Origin of the sequence: uncultured Roseobacter sp., from assembly GCF_947495025.1 — a bacterium.
Lineage (GTDB): Bacteria > Pseudomonadota > Alphaproteobacteria > Rhodobacterales > Rhodobacteraceae > Roseobacter.
The window spans coordinates 324130-351106 of sequence record NZ_CANLXG010000002.1 but is presented as its reverse complement, the minus strand read 5'-3'; the positions used below and the strand labels follow the sequence as shown (position 1 = coordinate 351106).

23 protein-coding genes and 1 pseudogene are annotated in these 26977 nt (G+C 58.5%); 14 read left to right on the top strand and 10 right to left on the bottom strand.

The window, feature by feature from the left end; genetic code table 11:
• The first annotated feature begins 44 nt into the window (after positions 1 to 44).
• The 5 genes from Q0792_RS09795 to Q0792_RS09775 all read left to right on the top strand — a co-directional run bounded on the left by Q0792_RS09795 (position 45) and on the right by Q0792_RS09775 (position 4579).
• Positions 45 to 1190: a substrate-binding domain-containing protein gene (locus tag Q0792_RS09795; protein ID WP_298839592.1), complete on the top strand. Its 1146-nt coding sequence runs from the start codon at positions 45 to 47 to the stop codon at positions 1188 to 1190.
• Positions 1191 to 1285: 95 nt separating this feature from the next.
• Complete coding sequence (locus Q0792_RS09790) at positions 1286 to 2206, top strand: SMP-30/gluconolactonase/LRE family protein (protein WP_298839589.1); 921 nt, start codon at positions 1286 to 1288, stop codon at positions 2204 to 2206.
• Positions 2206 to 2622: a heme-binding protein gene (locus Q0792_RS09785; protein ID WP_298839586.1), complete on the top strand. Its 417-nt coding sequence runs from the start codon at positions 2206 to 2208 to the stop codon at positions 2620 to 2622. The genes Q0792_RS09790 and Q0792_RS09785 overlap by 1 nt, the downstream gene beginning before the upstream one ends.
• Before the next feature lie 30 nt (positions 2623 to 2652).
• Positions 2653 to 3540 (top strand): NAD(P)-dependent oxidoreductase, encoded by an 888-nt coding sequence (locus Q0792_RS09780; RefSeq protein WP_298839584.1) that lies wholly within the window; start codon positions 2653 to 2655, stop codon positions 3538 to 3540.
• Positions 3541 to 3571: 31 nt separating this feature from the next.
• Complete coding sequence (locus Q0792_RS09775) at positions 3572 to 4579, top strand: LacI family DNA-binding transcriptional regulator (RefSeq protein WP_298839581.1); 1008 nt, start codon at positions 3572 to 3574, stop codon at positions 4577 to 4579.
• A 76-nt stretch (positions 4580 to 4655) separates the two neighbouring features.
• On the opposite strand, the gene Q0792_RS09770 is transcribed toward Q0792_RS09775, so the two are convergent.
• Positions 4656 to 6329, bottom strand: a complete 1674-nt coding sequence (locus Q0792_RS09770; protein ID WP_298839578.1) for a BCCT family transporter — start codon at positions 6327 to 6329, stop codon at positions 4656 to 4658.
• Between the two features lie 182 nt (positions 6330 to 6511).
• Between Q0792_RS09770 and Q0792_RS09765 the strand changes: the two genes are divergently transcribed.
• The 4 genes and pseudogenes from Q0792_RS09765 (at position 6512) to Q0792_RS09750 (ending at position 11471) form a co-directional block, all read left to right on the top strand.
• Positions 6512 to 7441 carry a LysR family transcriptional regulator gene (locus Q0792_RS09765; protein ID WP_298839575.1) on the top strand — a complete coding sequence of 310 codons (930 nt, stop codon included), beginning with the start codon at positions 6512 to 6514 and terminating at the stop codon, positions 7439 to 7441.
• Positions 7442 to 7547: 106 nt separating this feature from the next.
• Positions 7548 to 8570: pseudogene (gene dcm, locus Q0792_RS09760) on the top strand (DNA (cytosine-5-)-methyltransferase); the annotation flags it as partial.
• Between the two features lie 5 nt (positions 8571 to 8575).
• Positions 8576 to 9031: a very short patch repair endonuclease gene (locus tag Q0792_RS09755; protein ID WP_298839568.1), complete on the top strand. Its 456-nt coding sequence runs from the start codon at positions 8576 to 8578 to the stop codon at positions 9029 to 9031.
• A gap of 118 nt (positions 9032 to 9149) precedes the next feature.
• The gene (locus Q0792_RS09750) at positions 9150 to 11471 is read left to right on the top strand and encodes a DUF1989 domain-containing protein (protein WP_298839566.1); all 2322 of its coding nucleotides are present in this window, start codon (positions 9150 to 9152) and stop codon (positions 11469 to 11471) included.
• 50 nt (positions 11472 to 11521) lie between these two features.
• Here the strand turns inward: Q0792_RS09750 and Q0792_RS09745 are convergent, their stop codons facing one another.
• From Q0792_RS09745 to Q0792_RS09735, 3 genes are read right to left on the bottom strand one after another with little or no spacing between them, the layout of a single operon-like run.
• Positions 11522 to 12124, bottom strand: coding sequence for a TadE/TadG family type IV pilus assembly protein (locus Q0792_RS09745; protein WP_298839563.1), 603 nt, complete (start codon positions 12122 to 12124; stop codon positions 11522 to 11524).
• A complete protein-coding gene (locus Q0792_RS09740; RefSeq protein ID WP_298839560.1) occupies positions 12121 to 12669 on the bottom strand; it encodes a TadE/TadG family type IV pilus assembly protein in 549 nt (182 codons plus the stop codon). Before Q0792_RS09740 ends, Q0792_RS09745 begins: the two co-directional genes overlap by 4 nt.
• Entirely contained in the window at positions 12666 to 14153 is a 1488-nt protein-coding gene (locus tag Q0792_RS09735; protein WP_298839557.1) for a TadE/TadG family type IV pilus assembly protein, read from the bottom strand. Before Q0792_RS09735 ends, Q0792_RS09740 begins: the two co-directional genes overlap by 4 nt.
• 456 nt (positions 14154 to 14609) lie before the next feature.
• Between Q0792_RS09735 and Q0792_RS09730 the strand changes: the two genes are divergently transcribed.
• Together Q0792_RS09730 and Q0792_RS09725 are read left to right on the top strand one after the other, a co-directional pair.
• Positions 14610 to 15245, top strand: coding sequence for a TetR/AcrR family transcriptional regulator (locus Q0792_RS09730; protein WP_298839554.1), 636 nt, complete (start codon positions 14610 to 14612; stop codon positions 15243 to 15245).
• 274 nt (positions 15246 to 15519) lie between these two features.
• On the top strand, positions 15520 to 16701 hold the full coding sequence (locus tag Q0792_RS09725; protein ID WP_298839551.1) for a phytanoyl-CoA dioxygenase family protein: 1182 nt from the start codon (positions 15520 to 15522) through the stop codon (positions 16699 to 16701).
• 16 nt (positions 16702 to 16717) lie between these two features.
• On the opposite strand, the gene Q0792_RS09720 is transcribed toward Q0792_RS09725, so the two are convergent.
• The 3 genes from Q0792_RS09720 to Q0792_RS09710 all read right to left on the bottom strand — a co-directional run bounded on the left by Q0792_RS09720 (position 16718) and on the right by Q0792_RS09710 (position 19640).
• On the bottom strand, positions 16718 to 17497 hold the full coding sequence (locus Q0792_RS09720; RefSeq protein ID WP_298839547.1) for an ATP-binding cassette domain-containing protein: 780 nt from the start codon (positions 17495 to 17497) through the stop codon (positions 16718 to 16720).
• Position 17498: 1 nt separating this feature from the next.
• Positions 17499 to 18611, bottom strand: coding sequence for an ABC transporter permease (locus Q0792_RS09715; protein WP_298839545.1), 1113 nt, complete (start codon positions 18609 to 18611; stop codon positions 17499 to 17501).
• 78 nt (positions 18612 to 18689) lie between these two features.
• Entirely contained in the window at positions 18690 to 19640 is a 951-nt protein-coding gene (locus Q0792_RS09710; RefSeq protein ID WP_298839542.1) for a sugar ABC transporter substrate-binding protein, read from the bottom strand.
• A gap of 177 nt (positions 19641 to 19817) precedes the next feature.
• On the opposite strand from Q0792_RS09710, the gene Q0792_RS09705 reads away from it, so the two are divergent.
• Positions 19818 to 20816 carry a LacI family DNA-binding transcriptional regulator gene (locus tag Q0792_RS09705; protein WP_298839539.1) on the top strand — a complete coding sequence of 333 codons (999 nt, stop codon included), beginning with the start codon at positions 19818 to 19820 and terminating at the stop codon, positions 20814 to 20816.
• A gap of 5 nt (positions 20817 to 20821) precedes the next feature.
• Here the strand turns inward: Q0792_RS09705 and Q0792_RS09700 are convergent, their stop codons facing one another.
• From Q0792_RS09700 to Q0792_RS09690, 3 genes are read right to left on the bottom strand one after another with little or no spacing between them, the layout of a single operon-like run.
• A complete protein-coding gene (locus Q0792_RS09700) occupies positions 20822 to 21955 on the bottom strand; it encodes a Gfo/Idh/MocA family oxidoreductase (RefSeq protein WP_298839533.1) in 1134 nt (377 codons plus the stop codon).
• 12 nt (positions 21956 to 21967) lie between these two features.
• Complete coding sequence (locus Q0792_RS09695; protein ID WP_298839530.1) at positions 21968 to 22861, bottom strand: TIM barrel protein; 894 nt, start codon at positions 22859 to 22861, stop codon at positions 21968 to 21970.
• Positions 22862 to 22893: 32 nt separating this feature from the next.
• Positions 22894 to 23997 carry a Gfo/Idh/MocA family oxidoreductase gene (locus Q0792_RS09690; protein WP_298839527.1) on the bottom strand — a complete coding sequence of 368 codons (1104 nt, stop codon included), beginning with the start codon at positions 23995 to 23997 and terminating at the stop codon, positions 22894 to 22896.
• 120 nt (positions 23998 to 24117) lie between these two features.
• Here Q0792_RS09690 and iolD point away from each other — a divergent pair, with 120 nt between their 5' ends.
• Both iolD and iolC read left to right on the top strand, forming a co-directional pair.
• On the top strand, positions 24118 to 25989 hold the full coding sequence (gene iolD / locus Q0792_RS09685) for a 3D-(3,5/4)-trihydroxycyclohexane-1,2-dione acylhydrolase (decyclizing) (protein WP_298839524.1): 1872 nt from the start codon (positions 24118 to 24120) through the stop codon (positions 25987 to 25989).
• Positions 25986 to 26966 carry a 5-dehydro-2-deoxygluconokinase gene (iolC, locus tag Q0792_RS09680; protein WP_298839521.1) on the top strand — a complete coding sequence of 327 codons (981 nt, stop codon included), beginning with the start codon at positions 25986 to 25988 and terminating at the stop codon, positions 26964 to 26966. Before iolD ends, iolC begins: the two co-directional genes overlap by 4 nt.
• Positions 26967 to 26977 lie beyond the last annotated feature (11 nt).

The window sequence follows — 26977 nt, the reverse complement described above, 5'->3', positions numbered from 1 at the left end:
GCCACACCGGTGGCCCCGCGCTTTTTTGAAAGGGAGGAACCACAATGAAACAATTACTGACAACAAGCCTCATCGCAACGCTGGCAGTTGCGGGCGCGGCATGGGCGGATGGCCATGCGACGCTGCCACTCAAGGAGCTGCCGGGCATCGCTGACCGTGACTACTGGGTCCCCGGTGAGGTTAATGCCGAGGGCAAACTCGAAGCATTGCAGGCCGTTGTGGGCGCGGAAGCCGTGCCCTACGCAGGCACACTGGATAACCCGGTGCAGATTGCGCTTATCTATCCGTCGGCTGATACATCCGATTTCTGGGCGCGTAACTACCTGGCGCTGACAAAACGGCTGGACCAGCTGGGCATCGCCTACGAGACAACTGAATTCGCCAGCCGTCAGATCGAGCACTCGTTGCAGTCGACCTATGCAAACCAGGTCGAACAGGACGCAGATCTTTATGACTATGTGATCTTCGGGCCGTCCGAACTGGCAATCCAGGCGGACAACATCGACAAACTGTCGGCCAATGATGACTTCGCGACCTACGTCTGGGCGTTCCACACGCCGCTGAAGGATCTCGAAAATCAGCCTGACGCGTGGTTTGATTTCTCGTCTGCCGCCGGTGCCCTGACCATGTGTGATTATATGCTCGGGCGTCTGGGCAATGACGTGACTATGGCGATGAACCGCGGCATTCCGGGCATCACGGACAATCAGCGTTCAGGTGATTTCAAAGCCTGTGTCGAGGAAAAGGGTGGCTGGACCACGGTCTATGAACACTATGGCGAGTACCAGCGCGAAGGTGGCTTTGAAGGCACATCGCTGATCCTGCAGGCCTATCCGGAAGCCAGGATCATTCACAACGCCAACACCGCAATGGCGATGGGCAGCGTTGAGGCACAGGTTTCCGTTGGCAAAGAGAAAGAAATCTTCTCCACCGGCTGGGGTGGCACGGGTCTTGAGCTGGACGCGATCCGTCGCGGCGAGCTGGATGCCACGCCAATGCGCATGGGCGATGATGTCGGTGCGGCGACGGCCGAGGCCATCAAGGCAGACCTTGAGGGACGTGCCGCTGAACTGCCTCTGGTATTCCTGGGGCGTATCACGGTGGCACATGACCAGATGAGTGCCGACGAGATCGACGCGCTGGAGCAGGAAGCTTTCCGCTTTTCGGGTGTCGGCGCACTTGAGCGGTAAAACACAATCAGGCGCCGGTCGCACCGGCGCCTTTTTTGCTGTATCGGTACCATGTGGGCGGACTTACTGCCCTGTGGTCAAAGGAGAATACGGGAATGTTCGGGGTGATTGAGGGGACTGGCTTTGAAGAGCTTATGCCGGAATTCGGCGGCTGTCTGATCGGGCATGCGCGGGTCGAGCGTCTCTGGACAGGGGCGCGCTGGTCCGAAGGACCGGTCTGGTTTGCCGCCGGGAGATACCTGGTCTGGTCTGACATTCCCAACAACCGAATGATGCGCTGGGATGAAACTGACGGGTCGGTGTCCGTTTTCCGCCAGCCCTCGAACAATTCAAACGGCAACACCATCGACGGGCAGGGGCGGATGGTCACCTGTGAGCATCTCGCGCGACGTGTCACGCGTACAGAGCATGATGGCAGTATCACAGTGATCGCCGACAGCTTTGAAGGCAAACGCCTGAATTCCCCGAATGACGTTGTGGTCAGATCAGATGGCACAATCTGGTTTACGGACCCGTCCTACGGCATCCTCATGGACTATGAAGGCGACCGCGCCGAGAGCGAAATCGGTGCCTGCCACGTCTATTGCGTGAACCCTGAAACCGGCGACATCCGCATTGTCGCTGACGACTATGTCAAACCGAACGGGCTGGCCTTTTCGCCGGATGAAACGTCGCTTTATATCGCCGACACCGGTATCACCCACGACGCAGATGGCCCCAAACACATTCGCCGGCATGCGGTGGCGGCTGACAACACGCTGTCGGGTGGCGAAATTATCGCTGATTGTACGGCGGGCGTGTTTGACGGTTTCCGCTTTGATCGTGACGGGCGTATCTGGACCTCGGCCGCTGACGGGGTGCACTGCCTCAACGCCGGCGGTGATCTGATCGGCAAGGTCCTCATCCCCGAGATGGTGGCAAACGTCTGCTTCGGTGGCCCCAAGCTCAACCGTCTGTTTATCTGTGGCACCACTTCGCTTTATTCGATCTACCTCAACGTAAATGGTGCGCGGTGATGGACTTCACTGCAGACAACACCATTCTGACCCATGCAGGTGTGCTTGCGATGCTTCAGGCAGGTGTCAGCAAGGCCGAAGAGATCGGACAGCCCCAGTGTATTGTCATCGTTGACGCAAGCGGTGAGGTGCTGGGCGAAATCCGGATGACCGGCGCCAAGTTTCTCAGCCGAAAAAGCGCACGTTCCAAAGCAAGAACCGCTGCCTCAATCGGCGCGCCCACCACGGGCATCCCCGAAGCCGTCAGGCCCGCGATTGCCGCGGCGACCCAGGGCGAGATGACCGGTCTTGGTGGCGGCCTTCCGATCCGCATCGGAGGCGCGCTGCTGGGAGGCATCGGAGTGGGCTCAGGTAGTCCTGATCAGGATGTGGTCGTTGCAGGTGCTGCTCTGGCAGCAATAGGCGCGGACGGCTGAACGCAGTATTCAAAGAACCGGAGAGCAAGCATGAGTGAACGGATTGCACTGATAGGTGCAGGCGCAATGGGTGGAGCCATAGGCACGCGCCTGCTGGAAACAGGCAATCATCTTGCTGTGTTTGACCTGGATGCGGAAAAGGTTGCTAAGCTTGTGGAAAAAGGCGCAGTTGCCGCTGCAAGCGCATCCGCCGCCGCTTCGGAGGCTGACTTCGTTATCACCAGCCTGAACGCTGTACATATCGTGGACCGGGCTGTCTTTGGTGCGGGCGGGGTCGCGGATGGCGCGCGGCCCGGGACCGTCATTATCGATATGTCATCCATCGCACCCGATGCGACGCGCGATCTTGCTGCGAAGGCAGCCGAAAAGGGCCTGATGTGGGTGGATAGCCCGCTCTCCGGCGGTGCACCCAAAGCGCTGACCGGAGAACTGACACTGATGGCGGGCGGTGAGGCTGATGCGGTTGAAAAGGCGTATCGTGCGCTGCGCCATGTCGCAGCGAATTACACGCATATGGGGCCACCCGGCGCGGGGCAGACAACCAAGCTGATCAACCAGGTGCTGTGCGGTCTTGGCTTTCTGGCAGTTGCCGAGGCCACGCAACTGGCACAGGATGCTGGTGTGGATGCCGAAAAAATTCCGCTCGCTCTCAAAGGGGGACGCGCGGACAGTGCGCTGCTGCAGGAATACCTGCCGCGCTTTGCCGCAAAGGATTACCGCCGTACCGGGCGCATCGACAATATGGTCAAGGACCTGAACGCCGTGCAGGATCTGGCGCGTTCGACGGGGACCCCTATGCCCATGACGGCACTTTGCGCAGAGATCCACAGGATGTTGACGGCAGCAGGTCTTGGAGGTGAGGATCAGGCCGCAGTGATGGAATTTTTCCACGGGGCCAGCGAGGAGATCAGCGTTTGAACTCACAAGTCCGTTCGGCAGGAGACGCCGGGTGAAGTCCCGCGTGACGATGCGCGATGTGGCGCGCGACGTCGGCGTTTCGCCGATGACTGTGTCACGGGCGCTGCGGGGCGACGGTACGGTCAGTCAGCGGACCCGGGACACAATACGTGCAGCTGCGAACCGGCTGGGATATGTCTATGACACTACGGCTCAGGCCTTTCGCGCGCAGAAAAGTGGTTTTGTGGCCGTCATTCTGCCCTCTCTGGATAATGCGAATTTTGCCGCGACGCATCGTGGACTGACCGAAGTCCTTGGCCAGACGGGTCTGCAGATACTCCTGGGGAGCACCAATTATTCGGTTGTGGAAGAAGAGCGGATCGTCCGCCAGCTGCTGGAGCGCAAGCCGGAAGCGATTATTCTGACGGGCGGGCATCATTCCCGGGACACGCGTGATCTTCTGGATGCGCGGGATATCCCTGTAGTTGAAATGTGGGACCTTCCCGCAGAACCGATCGGGCACACTGTGGGGTTCTCCAACTCTGATGCCATGGTCGGTGTGGTCGATCAGCTTGTCGCGTCGGGCCGCAAGCGTTTCGCATTTCTTGGTGCAGAAGGCGACAGTGACAGGCGTGGATCCGAACGTTGTCGCGGTGTCTGTCAGGCTGCTGAACGACATGGACTGAAGCCAGTGGACGTAATCGGCATAGGACCCGCACCTGTTTCGATGACCGAAGGAGCACGCGCGGTGGAAACACTCGGTGCGCGTCTGTCAGAATACGACGCGCTGATCTGCGTGTCCGATACGGTTGCTTTTGGCGCGCTTGCGGCCTGCCAGCGGCGCGGTATCTCTGTGCCGGAACATCTGGCGATTACCGGCTTCGGCGCTTTTGAAATTGCAGCGGTTGCCTGCCCCGCCCTGACGACTGTTGATGTCTTTGCGTTTGATATCGGTGTTGCCGCTGGCAACATGATTACCCGGATCCTTTCCGGGGACAGTTCCGGTACGCGACTGAGGGTCGAAACCGGGTACCAGCTCAGGCAGGGCGAAACGTCCTGAACGCTCTGACCTGACACGCACATTAAAAAGGCCCGGCGGATAACCCCGGGCCTTTTCAGTTGCATTTCCTGCAGTGCTATTCTGCGGGTGTTGCGACCTGATCGGAAAGCGTCTGAACACCAGCAGCCTCACGACGACCGTCGTTCCAGATTGCCTTGATCAGCGCAATGCACATCAGTGCCATCACGATGGAGAACGGCAGCGCGCCAATGACCATCGCTGTCTGGATGGCACCCGTCCCGCCGGAGATCAGCAAGCCTCCAACCACCAGGGCCAGGGCAGCACCCCAGAACAGGATGTGCGGGCGTGCCTTTGGACCTTCGTCGCCGGCCGCGTTGATTGTGTTAACGATCAGAACCGCAGAGTCAGCGGAAGTGACCAGGAACGTCATCAGCAGGACCACGATCACCACCGCCATGCCCCATGCCAGGATGTCAGCAATCGGCGACAGCATAAACTCTGTCATGGCAAAGATTTTGTCACCGTTGGCAGCATCCAGGATGACACCGTTGGCACCGCCGTTAAGTTCCAGATCGATCGCTGTACCACCGGCCCAGGCGAACCAGACGAAGCACATCAGCGACGGCACGATCATCGCGCCCAGAACGAACTCGCGGATGCTTCGGCCGCGTGAGATGCGTGCCAGGAACAGGCCGACAAAGGGTGCAAATGCGATCCACCATGCCCAGTAGAACACTGGCCACCAGCCCTGCCATTGAGTTAGCAGGAAGGCTTCGGAACCCTCAACGCCGTCAGAGCTGTAGACGTTGAAACTCAGCCACGGCAGAGCAAGCAGATAGTCCCAGATACCGACAAAGAACGCCGCCGCGCCAAAGAAAGTCGCCCCGAAGATGATGAAGAAGCTCAGCAGAAAGATCGACAGCACCATGTTGATGTTTGACAGCCATTTGATGCCTTTTCCGACGCCCGAAAGCGCTGACAGTGTCGATGCGCCCATGATGACCACAAGTGCAACAACGATGCCGAGTGTGGTTGCTGAACCATCTTCAAGTGCCAGGCCACCAAATCCGATCCGGGTGAGGCCCGCAACAAACTGTTCGACCCCGAACCCGAGCGTCTGCGCGACACCGAGAATGGTCGCAACGACGGCAACGATGTCAATGATGTGACCAAGTGGGCCCGAAAGAGACTTGCCAAACAGTGGTGTCAGCGACGAGCGGATCGTCAGCGGAAGCCCGCGTCGGTAGCTGAAAAAGGCCAGTGCAAGTCCCGCAATCGCATAGCAGGCCCAGGCGCCAAGACCCCAGTGCAGATAGGACCAGACATATGCGGTACGCACATTGTCCGCATCAAGCGCGGTTGTGAGCCCCTGAATGACCGAAGGGTTATTTTTGAAGTGGGCCACCGGCTCGGCCACGGCCCAGGTCAGCATGCCGACACCGATACCGGCGCCGAACATCATGGAAAACCATGAGAAATTTGAAAATTCGGGTTTTTCGCCATCGACGCCCAGGTTCAGGCGTCCGGCGGTCGGCCAGATTGCCAGACCGATACAGACGATCACAAAGGCTGTAACCACCCAGATATACCAGGCGGCGAACTGCGCAAGAATTGCGGTGTTCCAGTTGCCGAGAATTGTACCGGCCTGAGTTGGCCAGACAATACACCAGACCACCAGCATACTGATGATGACCTTACTCACGACCGTGACGTTAACGCTGAACCCCCGATAAAACCCCTTGTCGGCGGTTTTGATCGGCAGATCCATAAGAGGCGGTTCTATTGCCATTGTTGTCTCCTTGCTGGCTTCTCTGCTGTTTTTTTGGCTCATTTGCCGGTGCAGAGCTTCTTTTCTGAGCACGCCCCGGAGTGGCAGACCCCTGGAACTCCTCACCTGCAGCCTATACCTTTATTCTCGTTTGATAAGGGGAAACTTTACCCACTATAGTTGCAGAAAACGGAAACATTGGTTTGGCAAAACGTGCACTGCTGAAACGGCTGAGCGATGTCGACATCCGGCTGATCCGCATTTTTGTCGCTGTGACAGAGTGCGGTGGCTTTGCTGCGTCTGAGCTGGAGCTGAATATCGGCCGCTCGACAATTTCGCGGCACATCGCGGATCTGGAACACCGGCTCGGTCTGCGGCTGTGCAATCGTGGACCATCCGGGTTTTCGCTGACTGCTGAGGGCGAGAAGGTCCTCGCCTCTGCCCGTCGACTCCTGGGATCGCTCGACGGATTTCAGGCTGAGGTGGATGAGATTCACCAGACCCTCACGGGAACTCTGAGGATCGGGCTGTTTGATCAGTCCACAACCAATCCGGACGCGCATCTTGATGATACGATCCGGCGCTTTGACCTGTCGGCACCGGGTGTCACGCTGGAAATTGCACTGCATGCTCCGAATGTTCTGGAGGCCCAGGTGGTGGAGGGTTCGCTCGATGTGGCCGTGGTGCCGATTCACCGCCAGTCGGGATCACTCAGCTATGAACCGCTCTATGATGAGCATATGACGCTCTATTGTGGTCGCGGCCATCCGCTGTTTGAGAGCGCCGCAGATCCGGACGCGCTGCCGGATCTCAGTGGCTGGAAATACGCAGGCTTTGGTTTCAACTCTCCCAATATGATTGCCGGGCAGAAACTGGGGCTGCGACGGGCGGCAAGGGTTCAGGAGGAAGAGGCACTGGCTTTGCTGATCCAGTCGGGTTGCTATCTGGGGTACCTGGCCGATCATGTGGCCGCGACTTTTATGGCAAATAATAGCGTCCGGCCTATTGCTGCGCGGCATTCAGCCTACGTCAGCCGGTTTGCCGCCATTACGCGCCGGCAACCCGAACCTGACCGCAAAACGCAGGAGTTTCTGAGGTGTCTGCGCCGTGCACATGCAGGAAACCGGTTCTGATGAACGAACTTGCTGCTTGGCATGCGCGGGTCACCGGGCATAATGCGTTCAGTGCCGGGCCAGTTGCGAGCGGCAAAGGTGGGGCATTATGAGCGGTACTTTCAGATTTATTGACCTGTTCGCCGGTATCGGCGGTCTGCGTCGTGCGATGGAAACCGCCGGTGGCCGGTGCGTTTTCACATCCGAATGGGACCGGTTCGCACAGAAAACCTATGGGGCCAACTACCCCGACAACCGGCCGCTTGCCGGCGACATAACGACCGTGGCGGCCGCGGATATTCCGGGGCATGACGTTCTGGTTGCGGGCTTCCCCTGCCAGCCGTTTTCCATCGCAGGAGTGTCGAAAAAGAATGCTCTCGGGCGTGCACATGGATTTCAGGACGAAACGCAGGGGACGCTCTTTTTTGACGTGCTGCGCATCCTCAAACACCACCGGCCTGCTGCGTTTTTGCTGGAAAACGTCAAAAACCTGAAGAGCCACGACGGAGGCCGGACCTTTGATGTCATCCGGCGCAAACTGCAGGAGGATCTCGGGTATGCGCTGCACACGCGTGTCATTGACGCGGCGCACTACCTGCCTCAACACCGCGAACGGATCGTCATCGTCGGCTTTCGGGAAAGAACAGGCTTTGACTTTGATGCGCTGCAACTGCCAGAGCGGGGGACGCACCGGATGCGGAGCATCCTGCACCCGGAGGATGGCACCGAAGCACCCGAGCCTCCCTTTACAGATACCCCGATGGCTGTTGTTGCCGAAAAATACACACTGTCTGACAAGCTCTGGTCGTACCTGCAGGCCTATGCCGCCCGCCACAGGGCAGCGGGCAATGGTTTTGGCTTCGGGCTGGTCGGACCGGAGGATGTGGCACGTACCCTTTCGGCACGCTACTATAAGGATGGCTCCGAAATTCTGGTCAGCCGGGGGCAGGGGCAGAACCCGCGCAGGCTTACGCCTCGGGAATGTGCGCGGCTTATGGGGTACCCGGATGATTTCAGAATTGAGGTGTCGGATACCCAGGCTTATCGGCAGTTTGGCAATTCGGTGGCCGTGCCGGTGTTTGCGGACGTGGCCCGACTGATGCACCCGCATATCATGCACTGCATGATGAGTGACCTTGCGGAAAGCTGATCTGCGTGGCGGATGTACACAGCCGCGCCGTGCGCAGCAAAAACATGTCCCGCATCAGGGGGCAGAACACGCAACCCGAGATGATCGTGCGCCGTGGACTGCATGCGGCTGGTTTCCGGTTTCGTCTGCATGACCGGAAACTTCCTGGCCGCCCCGACATCGTATTGCGCCGGTACAATGCTGTAATCTTCGTGCACGGTTGTTTCTGGCATGGTCACGACTGTGCACTGTTCCGCTGGCCGGCGACGCGGCCCGATTTCTGGCGCGACAAAATTGGTGGAAACCGAGCACGGGATACGCGCCGGACTGCTGACCTTCTGAATGCGGGCTGGCGTGTTGCCACAGTCTGGGAATGCGCGCTGAAAGGCCGGGGCCGTCTGCCAGGCGAAGAAGTGACGGGGAAACTCGCGACCTGGTTGCACAGCACTTCTGACCGGCTGGATCTGCGCGGCACAGTCTGACGCGGGCGGTACAACCGGCAGAGCACGCCATCACATGTCGTTACGGCAGTTGACATGGGAATCCACTTGCACGAACGATTGAAGCAGCCGCTTTTGTCGGTTGATGGAGCGAGTGATCGTGAGCGGTCAGGACACAATTCATGCTTTTTCAAACATCGGCCATCTCAGTGGTGCGCGCCGTTTTCCCGGATTTCAGCCGGCCGGCAATCTGCTCACGGCACTGATCGGACCGCGCGGACTGAAAAAATTCGAGCTGGATCAGGGCGATCTGCTGAGTTTAACCGTGTCGGCAGGAAATGCGGTATCCATTGCTGTGTTTGACGGACAGGGGAACGATGCATCCGCAAGCCTGAACCTCTCCGGTGCTGACAGCGTCCGCTCTGGTGATTTTGCGTCGGCACCACTGGCGGGCTGGATCCGCTCGATGGGGGGCGAAGCGGCGGACTGTGTCGTCTGTACAAACCTGGACTGGTCTGCAGAACCCGTGGTTCTGAAGGCGCAGGAACCCTGCACCGCCTGGGTGATCCGGGGCGCATCCACGGGATGTCTGATCGAACATGGCAGCGGCGGAACAGTCAGCGTATCGCACCGTCGCGCCAGCGTATCCGGGCCGATACTGCCGGAACCTCTTGGTGACATCCGCGAAGAATTTACGGTGCCACGGGCAAGCGCAGTCAGCTATGAGCTGAAACGTGGCGAATTTCTGCAGATTATTGATGTCGAGGGGCAGCAGTGTTCTGACTTTCAGGCCTTTCGGGCGGCAGGGCTGGACCGCCAGCAGGAACTGATGATTGATGCCACTGCGACCCGCAGTATGGTGCGCCGCGCGTTTCCCGGCCCGGGGCTTTCCGATAAATTCTTTGATCAGGACATGGTTCCTGTGCTGCAGGTCATTCAGGATACCTGCGGACGCCATGATACTTTTGGCCTCGCCTGCACAGCGCGTGGGTATGAGGAACGCGGGTTCCCGGGGCACGTGAACTGTTCGGACAATATCTCCGAAGCGCTGGACAGTTTCGGCGTCGCGCGACGTTCCGCCTGGCCTGCGATCAACTTTTTCTGGAACACCTGGGTGGATCCGCACCACAACCTGATGACCGAGGAAAGCCATTCACGGCCCGGAGATTATGTCGCAATGGCAGCGCTCGATGATCTTGTCTGCGTGTCTACGGCATGCCCCGATGATATTGACCCGATCAATGGCTGGAACCCGACGGACGTGCATGTCCGGATCTACAAACCACAGACCCGCATTCAACGGGCGGTTGCCTATCGGCCAAAAGAGGATGCTCCTATGCTGATCAGTCACGAATCCGCGTTCCACCCCAGGCTGGCACCGCAGACGGATCACTTTGCCCCGGCCCGCGATCTGTGGACGCCGGTCAGCTTTCCCGCGCATGGCACAACCGGTGAATACTGGGCCTGTCGGGAGGCCGTGACCCTTCAGGACATGAGCGGTTTGCGGAAATTCGACATTATCGGACCGGATGCCGAACGCCTGTTGCAGCAGGCGATGACACGCGATGTCAATCGTCTGGCCGTCTGGCGTGGCACATACAGCCTGATGTGCGATGAAAGCGGAGAGGTCATCGACGACGGTACGCTGTTCCGTATGGCACCGCAGCTTTTCCGGTGGTGCTGCGGATCCGAAGAAAGCGGCCGCTGGCTGAGCCGTCTGGCCCGGGACAGCGGTCTTCAGGTACGCGTACATGATCTGCGCAATGCATTGCCAAATCTCGCGTTACAGGGTCCACGATCCCGCGATCTGCTCAGCAAACTGGTCTTTACACAGCCGCACGTTCCCGCATTGTCCCGGATCAACTGGTTCGGCGCGACAGTCGCCCGCCTGCGCGACCGCGATGGCGCACCGTTCATGCTCACGCGGACGGGATACACCGGCGAACTGGGATATGAGATTTTCTGCGCCGAAGCGGATGCTCTGGAGATCTGGGATGCTCTGACAGAAGCGGGCGATGCGTTTGGTCTGCGTCCTATGGGTTCGGCCGCGCTGGAAATCATCCGGATCGAAGCCGGCCTGGCTGCGGCTGGTGCTGAATTCGCGCCGGGTGTCGATGCCTTTGAGGCGGGGCTTGGCTTCGCCGTCGATATGCGCAAACCGGACTTTACCGGCCGTACGGCTCTCGCGCGGAATGCCAGGGACCCGCGCCGCCTGCTCAGAGGTCTTGTCTTTGATTGCGATGATGTACCCGCTCACGGCAGTCCGGTATTCAAAGGAGAACGCCAGGTCGGGGTGGTTACCTCTGCGACACGCTCACCAGTGCATCAGCGCGCCATTGCAATGGCCAGACTTGCTGTTGAACACGCTGATACAGACACGAAACTGCAGGTTGGGATGATGGACGGGCACATGAAGCGCCTTGAAGCCACGGTTGCTGACATTCCCTTTGTCGATCCACGCCGTGAAAAGGCGCGCGCCTGACAGAAAAACAGGGTGCAACCGGACAAAGGCCGCCCGTAGGCGACCTTCGGTCAGTCGATTTCTGTTGGCGTAAACACTGTCGGTGTGGTCAGCGCACAGGTCGTCGAGTAACACAGCTGGCTGGCGTAACGAGGCCGCGTAAAGACGAAATTGTCGATGTTGCGATTGGCCAGTCCCAGATCAAACAGGGGGTCAAATTCGGTACGGGTTTCGACCACAATGATCTGGTCGTCGTCCGGCATTACGGGAAGGCGGTCGTGCCAGGACGCCACATCGGTGCTGGTCAGGGCGACGAACATGCCGCGCACCTGCGACCATACAACTTCGTAGGTTCCGGCAGCCGTGTCGTACTGAACAACGGAAACTCGCATGTGGGATTCCGCAACAGCCCGGGTCAGTTCGTCAAACAGATCCTGCGCACCATCAATGAAGCTGTTGTCCAGCGGCGAGACCTGCCGCGAAATCATATCAGAGATCGTATATGTGGCCTTCTGATTGTTCGTATACTGGCGGTAGGCGTCAAAAATCGAGAACATCCCGAGGTAGGCCCAGAAAACCAGCGGCAGAATGATCATCGCTTCGATTGCAACGTTTCCGTCTTCGGACCGGCGAAAGCGGTCCAGCGTCAGTCGGAGGCTTGCGATACGGGTCATGAGTTTCCAGGCTCCTGTACGAAGGCCGAAGTCGCCGTCATGGACGCCTGCCCGGCGTTGTCCTTGACGTAGTGAAAGCCAAGGCCCGTGGTCGGGAAAATCGGATCGAATTTGACACAGGCGCGCAGCAGCATGAGGTCATGCTCTTCGCCGGTCTGATAGTTGGGTGGATCTGCACTTGTGATCGGCTCGGATTTGTCGATGCAGTCTACATCATTGTCCAGACCGACATAGGCGCGCGGGTCTACCACAATCATTTCGAGTTTCAGGCTCGCGGTACATTCCGGGATGAAACCTGCGTTGTTACAGATCACTTCCTTGAGCGCGTCGTGTGACGGAATGGCCTCTGTGTTCAGCCGCACCTGGCGAACGGCGATATCAAGGCCGCGGTCCAGCCACATCTGGCGCATCGAATAGATGCCCAGTTCAACAGATGACAGGAATGCCGTGAACAGGATCGGTACCAGAAGCACGAATTCGATTGCGACCTGGCCATCCTCTTTCTTACGGAACGACCTCAGAAAGTTCAGTGTTCTCATAATCATTGTGTCAGCCTCAGTTCATTGATCTGGCGCGCGATGGCTTTGAATACCGTTCTGATTTCCACACCCTGCGCCTTGTAGGCGTAAGAGGGCTCTGTCGCGCAGTTGCGCATCTGTGTCACGGCGGCATCGGGGGCTTCAAAGGCAATCGTGTAGATCACAATTCCCTCGGCCTTGGCCTTGTCGCACATTGAATAGAACCGGGTAATATTGGTGCTGGAAGTGGAAATCCTCTCACGGTCGGTTTTCCGCGCGTTCAGTTCCTTGGTTGGGTTCAGCTGGTGGTTGGCATCCTTGGGACGCACCTGTTCCGTGATTTTACCGTCAGTCATCAGCACGACAAACTTGCGCGTGTCCGTGTCTGTGAAAGGTGCCGGGCGATCTGCAAACTGTGGGGGAACAAGGCCAGCTGTTTCAAGAGCCCGGAACGTCGAGTTGGACGTCGGGTTCAGAAGGGCCACGCCGTACTTCATCCCATAGTGTGTGCCGGTACCATCGTGCAGGCGCATCGTGTTGATGAATGTTTTCAGGCTGTCGAGGTTGTTCTGCGCATACTGGATTGCGGTATTGTTCAGCGGACACCAGCCCCAGTCCATTGTAGGCGCGTCGATGGCCCAGTTCATGAAATGTGGTGTCTGGAAGTAGCCGCCGGACGGCAGATTGATGTTGTTGAAGTCGCTGCTGTCCATCTCCAGACAGGCCGAACGGTCGCGGTACGACACATAGTTTGTTTCGGTCTGTGTATTGCCGTCCTCATCGACATATTCGTTTTCGACGTCGCCGCCGTAAGGTTGTTCTTCACCATCTACCGTGATGGTTTCAGCAAACTGGATGCCACCCGCGCGGTTGAAAACAATCGGTCCGGGATTCGTCTGGCCCGCGTAGGGAACGATGTTGATGGAAGTTGTTGTACCGGCCTGACCGTCGAGTACGGATTCGAGGAACTCGTTGGCGGCAACGCGCAGCCGGCCGATACGGTCGTCAAAACGCATCGATCCAGAGATGTCGAGAACCAGAGAAATCTCTGTTTTTTCAATGATCTCTTCGGCCATACCTGATGTGTACACGGGCAGCGATTCAACGCCTGTCATTGCCATATAGATGGCAGGCGTCCGTGTTCGTGCCGTCGCCGCAACAATCCGGTAGTTCGTGACAGGCAGGTGTGCGCCGGGTGTGATCTGCACATCGTCCAGAAACTCTGTCATACCCGCTTTAGCAAAGTAGTCATCGACGACCTGGTCGGCCGGGAGGGGCTGGTCGAGGTCTGATGCCGCGAGAATAGCGCGATCAAGCGTGTTCTGTACACGCGTCCGCATCATTTCGTTCTGCATCAGGTCGACGGCGATGCCGCAGACCATGAGCATCATAATAATCATGAAGGTGGCGAAGATCGTCACCGTACCTTCTTCTTCTTTGCGGAAGGCGGAGACCTTTTCGACAGCTTTCTGCCGGTTTGATCTTATGTTGTCCAGGCAAGCACGCAGCATTACTCTAACTCACTTTCACTATCGCCCCCGCGATATTCCGATTGATGGGACGGTAAGCGGGAAACTTGTTGAAAGTGAGGCCGCTCTGGATTGCTACCAGAGCCTGATGCCTATGATTTTATGCACTTTTTACCTGAACTTGTTGCTGAATCGGGAGGATAACTGCGCAAACAGCAGGCATTGTTCGCCTTAAGGAAACGCGAATCCTGTCTTTCGCAAATCCGGCAACGTTGAATGCGGCAATTTTGGGGCGGGCTCTCTGTGCACGCCGAGAATCGCCTGCCAGCCTTAATTCGTGTGATCGTGGCAGGTCAGGCCGTTGTGTTTCAAGGTGTTTGCACTGACCAGAATACCTGTGCGCATTTTTTCCTGGCGCACTTCGAGCAGGATTGGCCAGAGTAGCGCATTAAGTGCATTGTAGACGTCAGTTCGGCAAATCAGCCGTCGGGAAAGAACATGGCAGAAAAAAACAGCGGCACGGGCGGGCGGAATGTCAGGCGGATTACCAAGGACGACTGGATCCGCATTGCCCTTGATACGTTGATTTCGGAAGGCGAAGAGAATGTCAAAGTTCTGTTGCTGTCCGCAAAAATGGATACATCGCGGTCGAGTTTTTACTGGCATTTCGACAGTCGCGCCGACTTGCTGGACGAATTGCTCGAACACTGGCGCAGTACCAACACCCGGGTAATTGTCGACGCGGCGGCGGCCCCGGCGGACACAATAAACGCGGCGATTGTGAATTTCTTTGCTTCGTGGATCAGCAAGGGGAGTTTTGACACCCGCCTCGATTTTGCTGTGCGTGACTGGGCGCGACGGTCCGGGTCGGTCCGGGCGCTGCTGGACAGGTCTGATAACCAGCGGCTGGCCGCACTGACGGCTATGTTTGCACGCTATGGCTATGCGCAGGGCGAAAGCGAAGTACGTGCGCGGATCCTGTATTTCACACAGATCGGATACGATGCGCTGGATCAGAAAGAAGACTGGGACACCCGGATCAGCCGGGCATGGCATTACCTGTTTTGCCTGTCCGGGCAGGAACCATCGGATGCGGATGTGTCGCGGCTGAATGCCGTGCGGGACGGGGCCTGATTTCTGCACGGGAAGGAACCTGTGCTTTTGTCGCTGACAGACGTTTACGCTCCAGGAGCACCCCGATGCTCGGTTAACAAACGCCAGAGGCATTCTGTACATCACGACCAGACCCTCCGGCGAGCGTCTGTCGGTAAAGGAAGGCATTTCGTAAGTTGCACCGGGGGCATATCCGTCCGCCGTGCAGTGCCTCTGCTCACCGGTTCACGGTCTGGCACTTAACATTTGCGCATGTGCATCCTCCTGATCCACACTCTTACAGGGAGGACATGCCATGAAAGACCAGCCCGAAAAAGCGCCCGGCTATTACTCGGATGCGGACTGCCGACCAGAGGACCTTGAGGCTCTGACATCGCAGGTGACCACCAGTGGTCATGCGCCGCATGCCGTGGATATCTGTCACAACATTCCCGTGTACGACGCGGCAGACATCACATCTGACCTCTCTGATCCGGCAAGGCGTGCCGAACTCATGGCTGAATGGGCGCGTCTCCTTTTATCCGGTCCGGGCGTTGTTGCGCTGCGTGGTGCCGTCCGCGATACCGATGCGCTCGATACCGCGACAGGTGTGTTCGAAGACATAATCGCCGGCGAAAAAAGCGCCGGGGGCGAAGGGGCCGACCATTTTGCGGCGTCTGGTGCCAATGACAGAATCTGGAATGCGTTGCAGAAACTGTGTCTGCGGGACCCGGATGCATTCATGCGCTCTTTTGCCAGTCCGTGTATTGATGCGGTCTGCGAAGCATGGCTGGGTCCGGGGTATCAGATGACAGCCCAGGTTAACCTGGTGCACCCCGGTGGTGCTGCGCAACAGGCGCATCGCGATTATCATCTGGGGTTTCAGACATCGCAGGCCAGTGCCTCTTTCCCCGCACACGTTCATGCTCTTTCCCCGGCCCTGACCCTGCAGGGTGCCGTGGCGCATACCGATATGCCTGTTGAAAGCGGTCCGACGAAACTGCTTCCCTATTCACAGGCCTACCTGCCGGGGTATGCTGCCTGGCGTCGTGATGATTTCCGCGCTTTTTTTGAAGAGAACTGTGTCCAGCTGCCCCTGACAAAGGGGGACGCGATATTTTTCAGTCCGGCGCTTTTTCATGCTGCCGGAGCCAACACAACGACAGATATTCACAGGCTGGCAAATCTGTTGCAGGTATCGTCACCTTTTGGCCGCGCGATGGAAACTGTTGACCGCACAGCGATGTGCAAAGCGCTATACCCTGTTGCGCTCGCCGCCCGGCAGGCGGGTACACTGAGCGACGCGGAACTGACATCTGTTGTTGCGGCAGTGGCCGAAGGGTATGCCTTCCCGACCAACCTTGACAGTGATCCGCCGACAGGCGGGCTCGCACCGCAGACACAGCAGGCCTATTTCAGAGAAGCTCTGGAAAAGGGTGTCGTGCCGGACGAATTTGACGCTCATCTGGACCGGATGGATGCCCGCCGCCGTGCGTGAGGCGGCGGACGGTTTTTCAGACGGTGCCGCCCAGGCTGCCTTCGAGGGTCGCCATTTCCTGCCCACCGGCCATCATGTCCTGAAGCTCTTCGGGTGTGATGTCTCCCCGGACTGCAGTCCCCAGGGTCTGCCCCCTGTTGAGCACCGTAAAGCGGTCACCGACGGCCATCGCGTGGCGCACGTTGTGGGTGATGAAAACAACCGCGATGCCCTGCTTGCGCACCTTGTCTATCGTGGCCAGCACGTTTGATGTCTGGCGCACACCAAGAGCAGACGTTGGTTCATCGAGGATCAGCACCTTTGCGCCGAAATGCACGGCACGCGCGATTGCAACCGTCTGTCGTTCACCGCCCGACAGGGTTCCGACGGCCTGGTCTGGTCCACGCAGGTTGATGCCCATCTTGCGCATCTCTTCCATGGTCACTCTGTTCGCGTAATCGTGGTCGAAAAAACTCAGACCCGCGACCTTTTTCAGAGGCTCGTTGCCCATGAAGAAGTTCCGGCTGACAGACATCAGCGGGATCATCGCGAGATGCTGGTGCACAGTGGCAATGCCCGCCGCGATGGCATCCCTTGGATCCGCAAAGTCGAGCGGCCGGCCCTCGAAAATAATCTCGCCGTGGGTTGGCTTGTGAACACCGGACATGGTTTTGATAAAGGTCGACTTGCCCGCGCCGTTGTCGCCCAGCAGACAGTGGCATTCTCCGGGGAACACGTCGACCGATACACCTGCCAGCGCGATAACGCTGCCAAAGTGCTTTTCGATGTTTTTCATCTGAATGATCGGGTCGGACATATCAGCGTTCTCCCGTGATAATGCGACGGATGTAGGTGTTCAGGATCACCGCAAAGAGAAGGATCACCCCTAGGAATACCCGGAACAGAGAGCTTTCCACACCAGCAAAGAACAGGCCCTGCTGGACCACACCAAAGATCAGCGCCCCCAGTGCAGCGCCGATCACAGACCCATAGCCCCCTGTCAGCAGCGCACCGCCGATAACAACCGCGATGATTGCCTCAAACTCCTTAAGCAGACCGCGGTCGGCGCCAGCGGATCCGAATTCCATCACCTGACACACGGCGAACACCGTCGCGCAGAATGCTGTGAAGGTGAACATCAGGATTTTGACCTTGTTGACCGGTACGCCTGAGTTGCGTGCGGCTTCTGCATCGCCGCCAGAGGCAAAGATCCAGTTGCCGAAGCGGGTCCGGGTCAGCAGTACATGGCCGAAGATGATCAGAACAAGTGCCCAGACGATCAGCATAGGGATACCATCGACAACCGGCTGCCCGGCGCGCGTGCCACGTTCGAAGACTCCGATGATGCCCATATCACCCAGCCACTGAAACAGCGGCTGACCAATTTTCCCCCCGAAAACCGGTGCAAGCCAGTCACCCTCTGCAGCATCGCGGATGCCGCCGATGATGGTTTTACGCTCGATCGTCTGAGGGATATAGATCGTAAACCCGCGCAGGATGAACAGAAATGCAAGTGTCACGATAAAGCTGGGCAGGCCGGTGCGAACGACAATAAATCCGTTCAGCGCACCAAGCGCGCAGCAGATAACAAATGTAATGATGATCGCGATCCACATAGGCCAGGCCAGTACGACGCCGAAAACGGCGATCATCATACCGGCGAAACCGATCATGGAGCCGACGCTGAGATCAAATTCGCCCGAGATCATCAGCAGGCAGGCGCCCACGGCGATGATCATGAACTGGGCGGAAACGATGGTCCAGTTCAGAACACCCTGACTGTTGAACATGCCGCTGTCGAACGCGAACAGAGCAAAAAGCGTGAAAACCGCGACAGTACCAACAATACCGCCCAGTTCGGGCCGTATCAGTGCCTGCCGGAAAGGAGATACTTCCTTTATTCGTTCGTCTGTGTCCGTTGATTCTGCCATTGCGTGTCCCCCGGCTTGCAGAAAAAGAAAAAAAGGGCGGCCCTCATGTTGAGAAGGCCGCCCGAAAAAGTCCGGTGATCAGCGGTATTCGCCGGCGAACTCTTCAACTTTGGTCAGGCCATCTTTGGTGACAAAGCCTGGGCCGGAGTTGATGTTGTTGCCCGGCAGAACGCCGTAGCGGTCCCAGTTGGCCAGGATCACAACCGGCATATAGGCCTGCAGGAAGGGCTGCTGGTCGATACCCCAATTGATTGTGCCGTCCTTGATGCCTTTGACGATTTCTTCGCCGAGGTCAAAAGTGCCGAAGTGGATGTCACCTGCCATACCGTTTTCCTGAAGCGCGGCGATGGTCGGGTCGGCGGAAACCGGGCCCAGTGTCAGGATGCCATCAACGTCAGGGTTGGCGGAGAGGTAGGCCAGAACCTTGTTTTTGATCTCTGACGGGTCGGTGCCGCTGTCCATCATTGCATCACCCAGATCGATGCCGAGGCCATCCGCGTAACCGCGGCAGCGTTCGCCAACTGTGGGCTGCTGGATCGCGTGGTTCACGCACAGGAAGTTTGTTACGCCTTCGCCTTTGGCACGCAGACCGGCGGCAAAGCCGGCGTCGTATTCGGGCTGACCGACATACATAAGCGCACCAACCTCGCGCGCCTGCTCAGGCGTGCCGGTGTTCATGATGATGACGTCGATGCCCTGATCCACAGCGTTCCGGATCGGGCCTTTGAGTACGTCAAAGTCAGCCAGTGTTGTGATGATACCATCAGGGCCCGAGGCCGCAGCCTGATCGATGATACGTGCCATGTCGGCAATGTCGCCTGTGGGCGGGTTGCGGTATTCAACATCGGCGCCAACCTGTTCACCTGCCAGCGCAATGCCGTTCTTGATGGTGTTCCACCATGTGTCGCTGTCAGGCGCGTGGCTGACAAGAATGTACTTTTCGCCTTCGGCAGCAGCGGTATGCGCTGTCATGAAGGGCGCGGCAACGATGGCTGTCGCAAGCACCAGCTTTTTCATCAGTGTTGTCATGTTTTTCCTCCCGGGGTTCACCGTTTTCATGGCAAAAGAGTGGCCTGTGCCACCTCTGTGAATCGACTTAAGCACAGTCGAATTTACTTTGCAACCGGTTGCAAAAATCTGCTGGTGATTTCATATTCACCTGAAACCACTCTCAATGCTGCCCTCAGGGGCCAGGAAAATCACTCTATGGCCATAACACTGAAAGAAGTTGCAGAACGCGCGGGCGTGTCCCGCTCTGCGGTTTCCCGCACTTTTACAGACGGAGCTTCGGTGTCGGAAAAAATGCGGCGCAAGGTCGAAAAGGCAGCCCGCGATCTGGGATACAGCCCCAATGCTCTTGCGTCCTCGCTGACAACCGGGCGGACCAAACTCATCGGCCTGGTGTCGAACAACTTCCACAACCCGATCTTTCTGCAGGTTTTTGATCTTTTCACCCGGGGCTTGCAGGACCGCGGTCTGCGTCCTTTGCTCGTCAACCTGTCCGATGAAACCGACCCGGAAGCCTCGGTGCGTATGTTGCGTCAGTATTCGGTGGATGGTGCCGTGGTCGCATCGTCCACGCTGTCTCCGGAATTTGCCAAAGCCTTCCGGGATGCCGGTGTTCCGGTCGTGCACAGTTTTGGTCGTCATTCCAGCACGCCCCAGGTGCATGTGGTGGGAATCGACAACGTGGCATGCGGCCGTATGGCTGCCCGCAGCCTGGTTGCGCGCGGGTACCGCCGTATCGGTTTTCTGGGCGGACCCCAGAATGCGACGTCAACCCAGGACCGGTTTGCCGGCTTTATGAGTGAACTCGAAGGGCATCCGGGCCTTGATCTGTCGCACAGTTTCGCCGCGGCATACTCGTTTAACGCCGGGCGTGCAGAAATGATGCGGCTTCTTCGGTCTGAGCCTGCGGAGGCCTATTTCTGCGGTGATGACGTTCTGTCGATCGGTGTCCTGTCTGCCATTACCGAAAGCGGTCTTTCAGTTCCGCATGACATTGGTCTGATCGGTCTGAATGATATGGAAATGGCGGGCTGGCAGAACATCAACCTTACGACGATCCACCAGCCGATCCGGCAGATTGTAAATTCGTCCATTGAGCTGATGGTTGCCATGCTGGATGAGCCTGACCGTTATCCCGAAGCGCGGATTTTCCCCTGTTCAATCGTCGAACGGGGCACGCTGCGCCCCGTTACCTGACGCCTTCAGCGGAACATCGGCGGCCGGGCATCAACCCATGCACCACTGGCCGCGGCCGACTCCACAGCGGCATAGACTGCCGCCATTGACCGCAGTCCGTCCTCTGCCGTTGGCAGGGCAGGGCGGTGTTCACCCCGGATTGCAGCGGCGAGGTCGACGTAGATGTTTGCCACTGCCAGCGGGAAACCTTCCGGATGCGCGATCGCGACGCGCGACAGCCTGCCCGCTTCATCAGACAGTCCGTTTTCGCCCTTTTCCATAATCTGCGTACGTCCGCCGACCGGGGTGTAGAAGACCTGATTGGGTTGTTCGGATGCCCAGCGCAGACCGCCGGTTTCCCCAAAGACCTGAATGTCAAAGCCATGCTGGCGTCCGATGGCAACCGATGAAGTCCACAGGCGCCCGACAGTGCCACCTGTTGTCCGGAAATTCACCAGCGCATCGTCTTCCAGCGTGCGTGACGGGATCGTCGACGCGAAATCTGCCGACAGTGTTGCCACATCGTCACCCGCAATAAAGCCCGCCATATGCAGCGCATGAATGCCGCAGTCCGCGAACTGACCGGACACGCCCGCCATAGCCGGGTCATAGCGCCAGCGCACCCGCGGATTGTCTGCATCGGTTGCATCCCCGTGGTGCCCGTGACTGAAGTTCGTGACAATCAGCCTGACCTTGCCAATATCGCCGCTGGCCACCATCTGGCGCATTTCGCGGACCATCGGATAGGCAGAATAGCAGTAATTGACAGCGCAGATTTTCCCGGAAGCGGCTGCGACGCGAACGATCTCTTCGCCTTCTTCCACGGTCATGGTCATGGGCTTTTCGCACAGGACGTTGAACCCGGCCTTGAGGAACGCGCGTGTGATTTCAAAATGGGTGGAGTTCGGCGTGGCAACCGTCACCAGATCGACACGGTCCGGCCGGTCCTTTTCGCCCGCCAGCATCTCCTGCCAGTTCGCATAGGCGCGGTCCGGCGAAACACCAAGACTTTGCGCATATGCGCGGCCTTTTTCTGCATCGACATCAAGTGCACCGGCCGCGAGGACAAAGTTTCCGTCGGCCTGTGCGCCGAGGCGGTGAGCCGGGCCGATCTGGCTTCCTTCTCCGCCGCCGATCATGCCCCAGTTGAGTTTTGCCATAGGAGCTGTCCTTCAGTTAAAGCCAATAGATTCAAGGTATTCCCTGTTTGCACGCGCGTCGCCCAGCGGGTCGGGGTCGAGGGTTGGATCACAGTCCTGCTCGACCGTGCACCAGCCTTCGAAACCGGCATCCAGCAGTACCTGACGCACAGCAGGGAAATCGACGTCTCCCTGTCCGAGGTTGCAGAAGATACCCTGACCGCAGGCATCGTAAAACCCGGTCCGTTTCGCGATGACATCAGCTTTGACCACGGGGTCGATGTCTTTGAAGTGCATATATGAGATCCGGTCGATGTGGCGCTTCATGAACGCCACAGGGTCAAAGCCGGCATAGGAATGGTGCCCGGTGTCAAAGCAGATTTTCAGGATGCTCTCATCGACTTCGCCGAGCAGCCTTTCCAGTTCCGGTTCAAAGTCCATAAACCCCGCGGCATGCGCGTGAATGCCGACAGTCAGGCCGTATTCTTCCGCTCCCATACGGGCGACAGTAGCGATCCGGTCGCGGTACGCTGCCCACTCTGCGGCATCCATCTGCTCTGCCTCGCCGGCGCGACCTGCCGTCGGGGCGCGACGTTCAGAAATGGAGTCAATCAGGACGAGGTGCCTGGCTCCATGCGCGACCAGCGCCTTGCAGGTGCGCACAGAGCCGTCCATGACGTCGTCCCATGCTGCCGGATCGTGAAATGGCCGGAACACGACGCCGCCGATCAGTTCGAGGTCATTCTCCGCCAGCGCATCGCGCAGCACGGCCGGATCCTCTGGCATGAAGCCAACCGGGCCCAGTTCAATTCCCCTGTAGCCGGCATCAGCGCAGTCTTTGAGTACTGAGCGCCACGTCGGGTTTCGAGGGTCTTCTGCAAATTCCACGCCCCATGAACAGGGTGCATTACCGATACGGATTGTCATATGGGGTGTACCTTTCCCAGGTCAGATTCAAGTCAGAAAGAGGATACATCCTGCCAGGTTTTTTGGCGGGAAGACGCCATCGCTGCAGCAACGATCCGGTTGACTTCCATCCCGTCCCGGAAGGTCGGCCAGACCGGATCACCGGTCGCGATCGCTTCGAGAAAGTCGCGGGCTTCGATGATGATCTGATCCTGATAACCCGTGCCATGCCCCGGCCCCTGGCAAAAAGGTACATAGTCAGGATGCGCAGGGCCAGTCAGGATCTTTGTAAACCCGCGCGTGGCTTCCGGGCCCTCGGCACGATAAAGCCACAGCGCATTCTGGTCCTCCTGATCAAACCGGATGGCGCCTTTTGTGCCGGTCACTTCATAGGCGTATCCCATTTTGCGACCGGTCGAGATACGGCTGAAATACATCTGTCCCATGGCGCCGCTGGCGAACCGGCACATCATCTGCCCGTGATCATCGTTGGTGACAGCGCCGCCGGGCCTCTGACTGTGAACGGTTTCCACTTCGGCGATCAGCCTGTCGACAGGGCCCAGCAGGGCGAGGGCAGCGTTGATCATATGCGGTGACAGATCGCCCATGGTCCCGTTGGCGTCGCCTGAAGTGCGCCAGCTGGCTGGTGTCTGCGGGTCTGACAGGAAATCCTCTGTGTGCTCGCCCCGGAACCAGGTGACGGTGCCAATGGTACCATCGGCAATCAGCTGGCGTGCATACTGGCTTGCCGGAGTCCTGATATAGTTGAACCCGGTCATATTCGGCACGGATGATGCTTCTGCGGCCTCAACCATCGCATGGCTGTCGTCCAGCGAAGCCCCCAGTGGTTTCTCGCAAAAGACCGGTTTACCCAGCGCAAAAGCAGCAAGCGCAATTTCGCGGTGCGTTTCCTGAGGTGTAGCGATGACAACAGCATCGACTGCAGGGTCATTGACGAGTATGCGCCAGTCGTGGGTGGCGCGCGCAAACCCATAGGCGGCCCTGTATTTTTCCGCGCTGTCGGGTGTGCTGGCGCAGATCATCTCAAGCCGGGGTCGCAGGGTGGTGTTGAAAACAGCGCCCACAGCGGCCATAGCAACGGAATGGGCTTTGCCCATGTATCCGCCGCCCAGAATACCAATGCCAATATCTGTCACGCCAGGCACCTTCATGAAAATCAGTTTGCAACCGGTTGCAAAATTAGTATCGTGGGATTCTGAACAGCGCAAGACGCGAAATGGGGTGCCCCGTAAATCGTCCGAAGGATCGCACTGAGAATGACCAGCAGCAATACCATAACCCTTACCACAGCACAGGCGATCATAAGGTGGCTTGAAAACCAGTACATTGTGATTGACGGCGAGGAAATGCGCGTCTGTGGTGGCGGGTTTGGCATCTTTGGTCATGGCAATGTTACCTGCCTGGGTGAGGCCTTGTATGAGGCGCGGGATACACTGCCACTCTACCGCGGCCAGAACGAGCAGAGCATGGGGTTCGCCGCCGCGGGGTATACCAAGCAATGGCTGCGGCAACGGTTTATGTTCTGCACCGCTTCGGCAGGTCCTGGCACGTCAAATCTTGTGACCTCGGCGGCGCTTGCGCATGCCAACAGACTGCCTGTGCTGCTTTTGTGTGGCGACACATACGCCACGCGGCTTCCGGATCCGGTTCTGCAGCAGATGGAGAATTTCAACGACCCGACTTTCGGGGTTAACGATGCATTCAAACCGGTCAGCCGTTACTGGGACCGCATCATGCATCCCGCACAGGTGATCCAGTCTTTGCCGGCAGCTCTGGCGACAATGCTTGATCCTGGCGATTGTGGCCCGGCCTTTATCGGCCTGCCTCAGGATGTGCAGGGCTGGACCTGTGACTACCCGGCTGAATTCTTTGAAAAACGGGTGCACCGCATCCGCCGCCAGCACCCGGATGCAGACGAGATTGCAGATGCGGTTGCGTTGTTGCGGACTGCAGAGCGCCCGATGATTATTGCCGGTGGCGGCGTCCAGTATTCCCGGGCCGCGGACGAGATGCGCAGCTTTGCCGAGGCGCACCGGATCCCGGTTGTCGAAACCATCGCCGGGCGCGCCAATCTGGTTGCAACGCATCCGCTGAATATCGGCCCCATCGGCGTGACAGGTTCTGACAGCGCAAACTCGATCGCAGAGGAGGCCGACGTTATCCTTGCTGTTGGTACGCGGCTGCAGGACTTTACAACCGGATCGTGGACAGCCTTCAGTAAGGACGCAAAGTTCATCTCGCTGAACGCCGCCCGACACGATGCAGGCAAGCACCTGTCGCTGCCTGTCGTTGGCGACGCGAGAGAAGGTATTGGTGCGCTCGCAGAAGGTCTTGAGGGATACGGGGCACCAGACAGCTGGGTGAGCAAGGCCCGTGATCACCGGGCCAGGTGGGATGCCTATGTGGCTGAAAATGTGGCTCATGGGAACAACCGCCCGAATTCCTATGCGCAGGCCATCGGCGTCGTGAATGCGCTGTGTGACAAGCGGGACAGGGTCGTGGCCGCAGCGGGCGGACTGCCGGCCGAAGTCACGGCAAACTGGCGCACGCTGGATACGGGTACGGTCGACGTGGAATTCGGGTTTTCCTGCATGGGATACGAGATTTCCGGAGCCTGGGGCGCGCGGATTGCCCAGGCCGAGCGCGAGCCGGCGCGCGATACGATCGTCTTTGTGGGTGACGGGTCGTACCTGATGATGAACTCGGATATTTACTCGTCGGTTCTGACGCGCAAGAAACTGATCATTCTGGTGCTCGACAACGGCGGGTTCGCGGTCATTAACAAGCTGCAGAACAACACAGGCAATGAAAGCTTTAACAATCTGATTGCGGATGCGCCCACTGTGCCCGAGGCCTTTGCGGTTGATTTTGAAGCGCATGCAGCGGCTATGGGGGCGCTTGCGGAAACCGTCGCAAACCCCGCGGAACTGGGCGAGGCGTTCCGGCGCGCGCAGGCGGCGGACAAAACGTCGGTCATTGTCATGAAGGTGGATGCCTATGAGGGCTGGACCGCGCAGGGCCATACATGGTGGGAATGCGGTACGCCCCACACGTCCGCGTCTGAACAGGTGCGCGTCGCGCACGCAGACTGGGAAAGTGGCCGGGCGCGCCAGCGGAAGGGCGTATGATGCTCCGGGACGCGCTTGCAAAACGCAACTTTGTGGTTGTGGGCCGGGTCGGCATGGATTTCTTTCCGGACCCGCCTGGCACGCGCGTTCGTGACGCCACTGAAGTGCGCGTCGGTATGGGCGGGTCCTCGGCGAACATTGCCGCCGGTCTGTGCAAGTTTGGCTGCAGCGCGGCTCTTGTCACGTCGGTTTCCGACGACGCGGTGGGCTGGTACTGCGAAGGACAGCTTGACCACTATGGTGTCGACAGACGTCACGTAAAAAGGGTGACCGGCGAATTCCGGACTTCGCTGGCTGTCTACGAGACAAGGATCGAGGACCACCAGTCGGTCATCTATCGCAACAATGCCGCCGACTTTCAGATGACCTCTCAGGATGTCTCGGAGGTGGATTATGCGTCATATGGCGCTCTGATCACGGCAGGAACCGTTTTTGCGGCAGAGCCATCCAGAACTGCAGCTTTCCGCGCCTTTGAACTGGCCCGCGCGGCGGGATTGCCGATCATCTTTGATGTTGATTACCGCCCCTACAGCTGGCCGTCGCCACAGGTCGCCGAAGAGGTGCTGAGCAGGGCGGGCGCGATGGCGGACGTTATTGTCGGCAATGACGAAGAATTCGGTTTCATGGCCGGTCACATCGACAAAGGCCTCGACAAGGCGCGCGCGCTGGCAGGTCAGTCGGCGCAGATCGTGATCTACAAGAAGGGCCCCGAGGGCGCCGTCACCTTCGCAGAGGGGCAGGAAATCAGTACCGGAATTTATCCTGTCGAGGCCGTAAAACCCACCGGTGCAGGCGACAGTTTTATGGCAGGCTTTCTTGCATCCCTTTCCGAAGGCCGGTCGGTGAAAGAGGCAGTGCTGCGTGGTTCTGCCTGTGCTTCCATCGTCGTCGCCCGCCCTGGCTGCGCGCCGGCTATGCCCTATCCGGACGAACTGGAAGACTTTCTGAAATCGCATCCCGGCCCGACAGAGCCCTGAGGAGGAAACCC

What these genes read in the sequence shown, in the direction of transcription:
- Q0792_RS09720 (WP_298839547.1), bottom strand. Translation starts at nt 17,497, where the DNA reads ATGTCCGACCCGATCATTCAGATGAAAAACATCGAAAAGCACTTTGGC.
- Q0792_RS09745 (WP_298839563.1), bottom strand. Translation starts at nt 12,124, where the DNA reads ATGACCCGTATCGCAAGCCTCCGACTGACGCTGGACCGCTTTCGCCGG.
- Q0792_RS09730 (WP_298839554.1), top strand. Translation starts at nt 14,610, where the DNA reads ATGGCAGAAAAAAACAGCGGCACGGGCGGGCGGAATGTCAGGCGGATT.
- Q0792_RS09740 (WP_298839560.1), bottom strand. Translation starts at nt 12,669, where the DNA reads ATGATTATGAGAACACTGAACTTTCTGAGGTCGTTCCGTAAGAAAGAG.
- Q0792_RS09770 (WP_298839578.1), bottom strand. Translation starts at nt 6,329, where the DNA reads ATGGCAATAGAACCGCCTCTTATGGATCTGCCGATCAAAACCGCCGAC.
- Q0792_RS09785 (WP_298839586.1), top strand. Translation starts at nt 2,206, where the DNA reads ATGGACTTCACTGCAGACAACACCATTCTGACCCATGCAGGTGTGCTT.
- Q0792_RS09795 (WP_298839592.1), top strand. Translation starts at nt 45, where the DNA reads ATGAAACAATTACTGACAACAAGCCTCATCGCAACGCTGGCAGTTGCG.
- iolD (WP_298839524.1), top strand. Translation starts at nt 24,118, where the DNA reads ATGACCAGCAGCAATACCATAACCCTTACCACAGCACAGGCGATCATA.
- Q0792_RS09725 (WP_298839551.1), top strand. Translation starts at nt 15,520, where the DNA reads ATGAAAGACCAGCCCGAAAAAGCGCCCGGCTATTACTCGGATGCGGAC.
- Q0792_RS09695 (WP_298839530.1), bottom strand. Translation starts at nt 22,861, where the DNA reads ATGACAATCCGTATCGGTAATGCACCCTGTTCATGGGGCGTGGAATTT.
- Q0792_RS09700 (WP_298839533.1), bottom strand. Translation starts at nt 21,955, where the DNA reads ATGGCAAAACTCAACTGGGGCATGATCGGCGGCGGAGAAGGAAGCCAG.
- Q0792_RS09705 (WP_298839539.1), top strand. Translation starts at nt 19,818, where the DNA reads ATGGCCATAACACTGAAAGAAGTTGCAGAACGCGCGGGCGTGTCCCGC.
- Q0792_RS09790 (WP_298839589.1), top strand. Translation starts at nt 1,286, where the DNA reads ATGTTCGGGGTGATTGAGGGGACTGGCTTTGAAGAGCTTATGCCGGAA.
- Q0792_RS09780 (WP_298839584.1), top strand. Translation starts at nt 2,653, where the DNA reads ATGAGTGAACGGATTGCACTGATAGGTGCAGGCGCAATGGGTGGAGCC.
- Q0792_RS09715 (WP_298839545.1), bottom strand. Translation starts at nt 18,611, where the DNA reads ATGGCAGAATCAACGGACACAGACGAACGAATAAAGGAAGTATCTCCT.
- Q0792_RS09710 (WP_298839542.1), bottom strand. Translation starts at nt 19,640, where the DNA reads ATGACAACACTGATGAAAAAGCTGGTGCTTGCGACAGCCATCGTTGCC.
- Q0792_RS09735 (WP_298839557.1), bottom strand. Translation starts at nt 14,153, where the DNA reads ATGCTGCGTGCTTGCCTGGACAACATAAGATCAAACCGGCAGAAAGCT.
- iolC (WP_298839521.1), top strand. Translation starts at nt 25,986, where the DNA reads ATGATGCTCCGGGACGCGCTTGCAAAACGCAACTTTGTGGTTGTGGGC.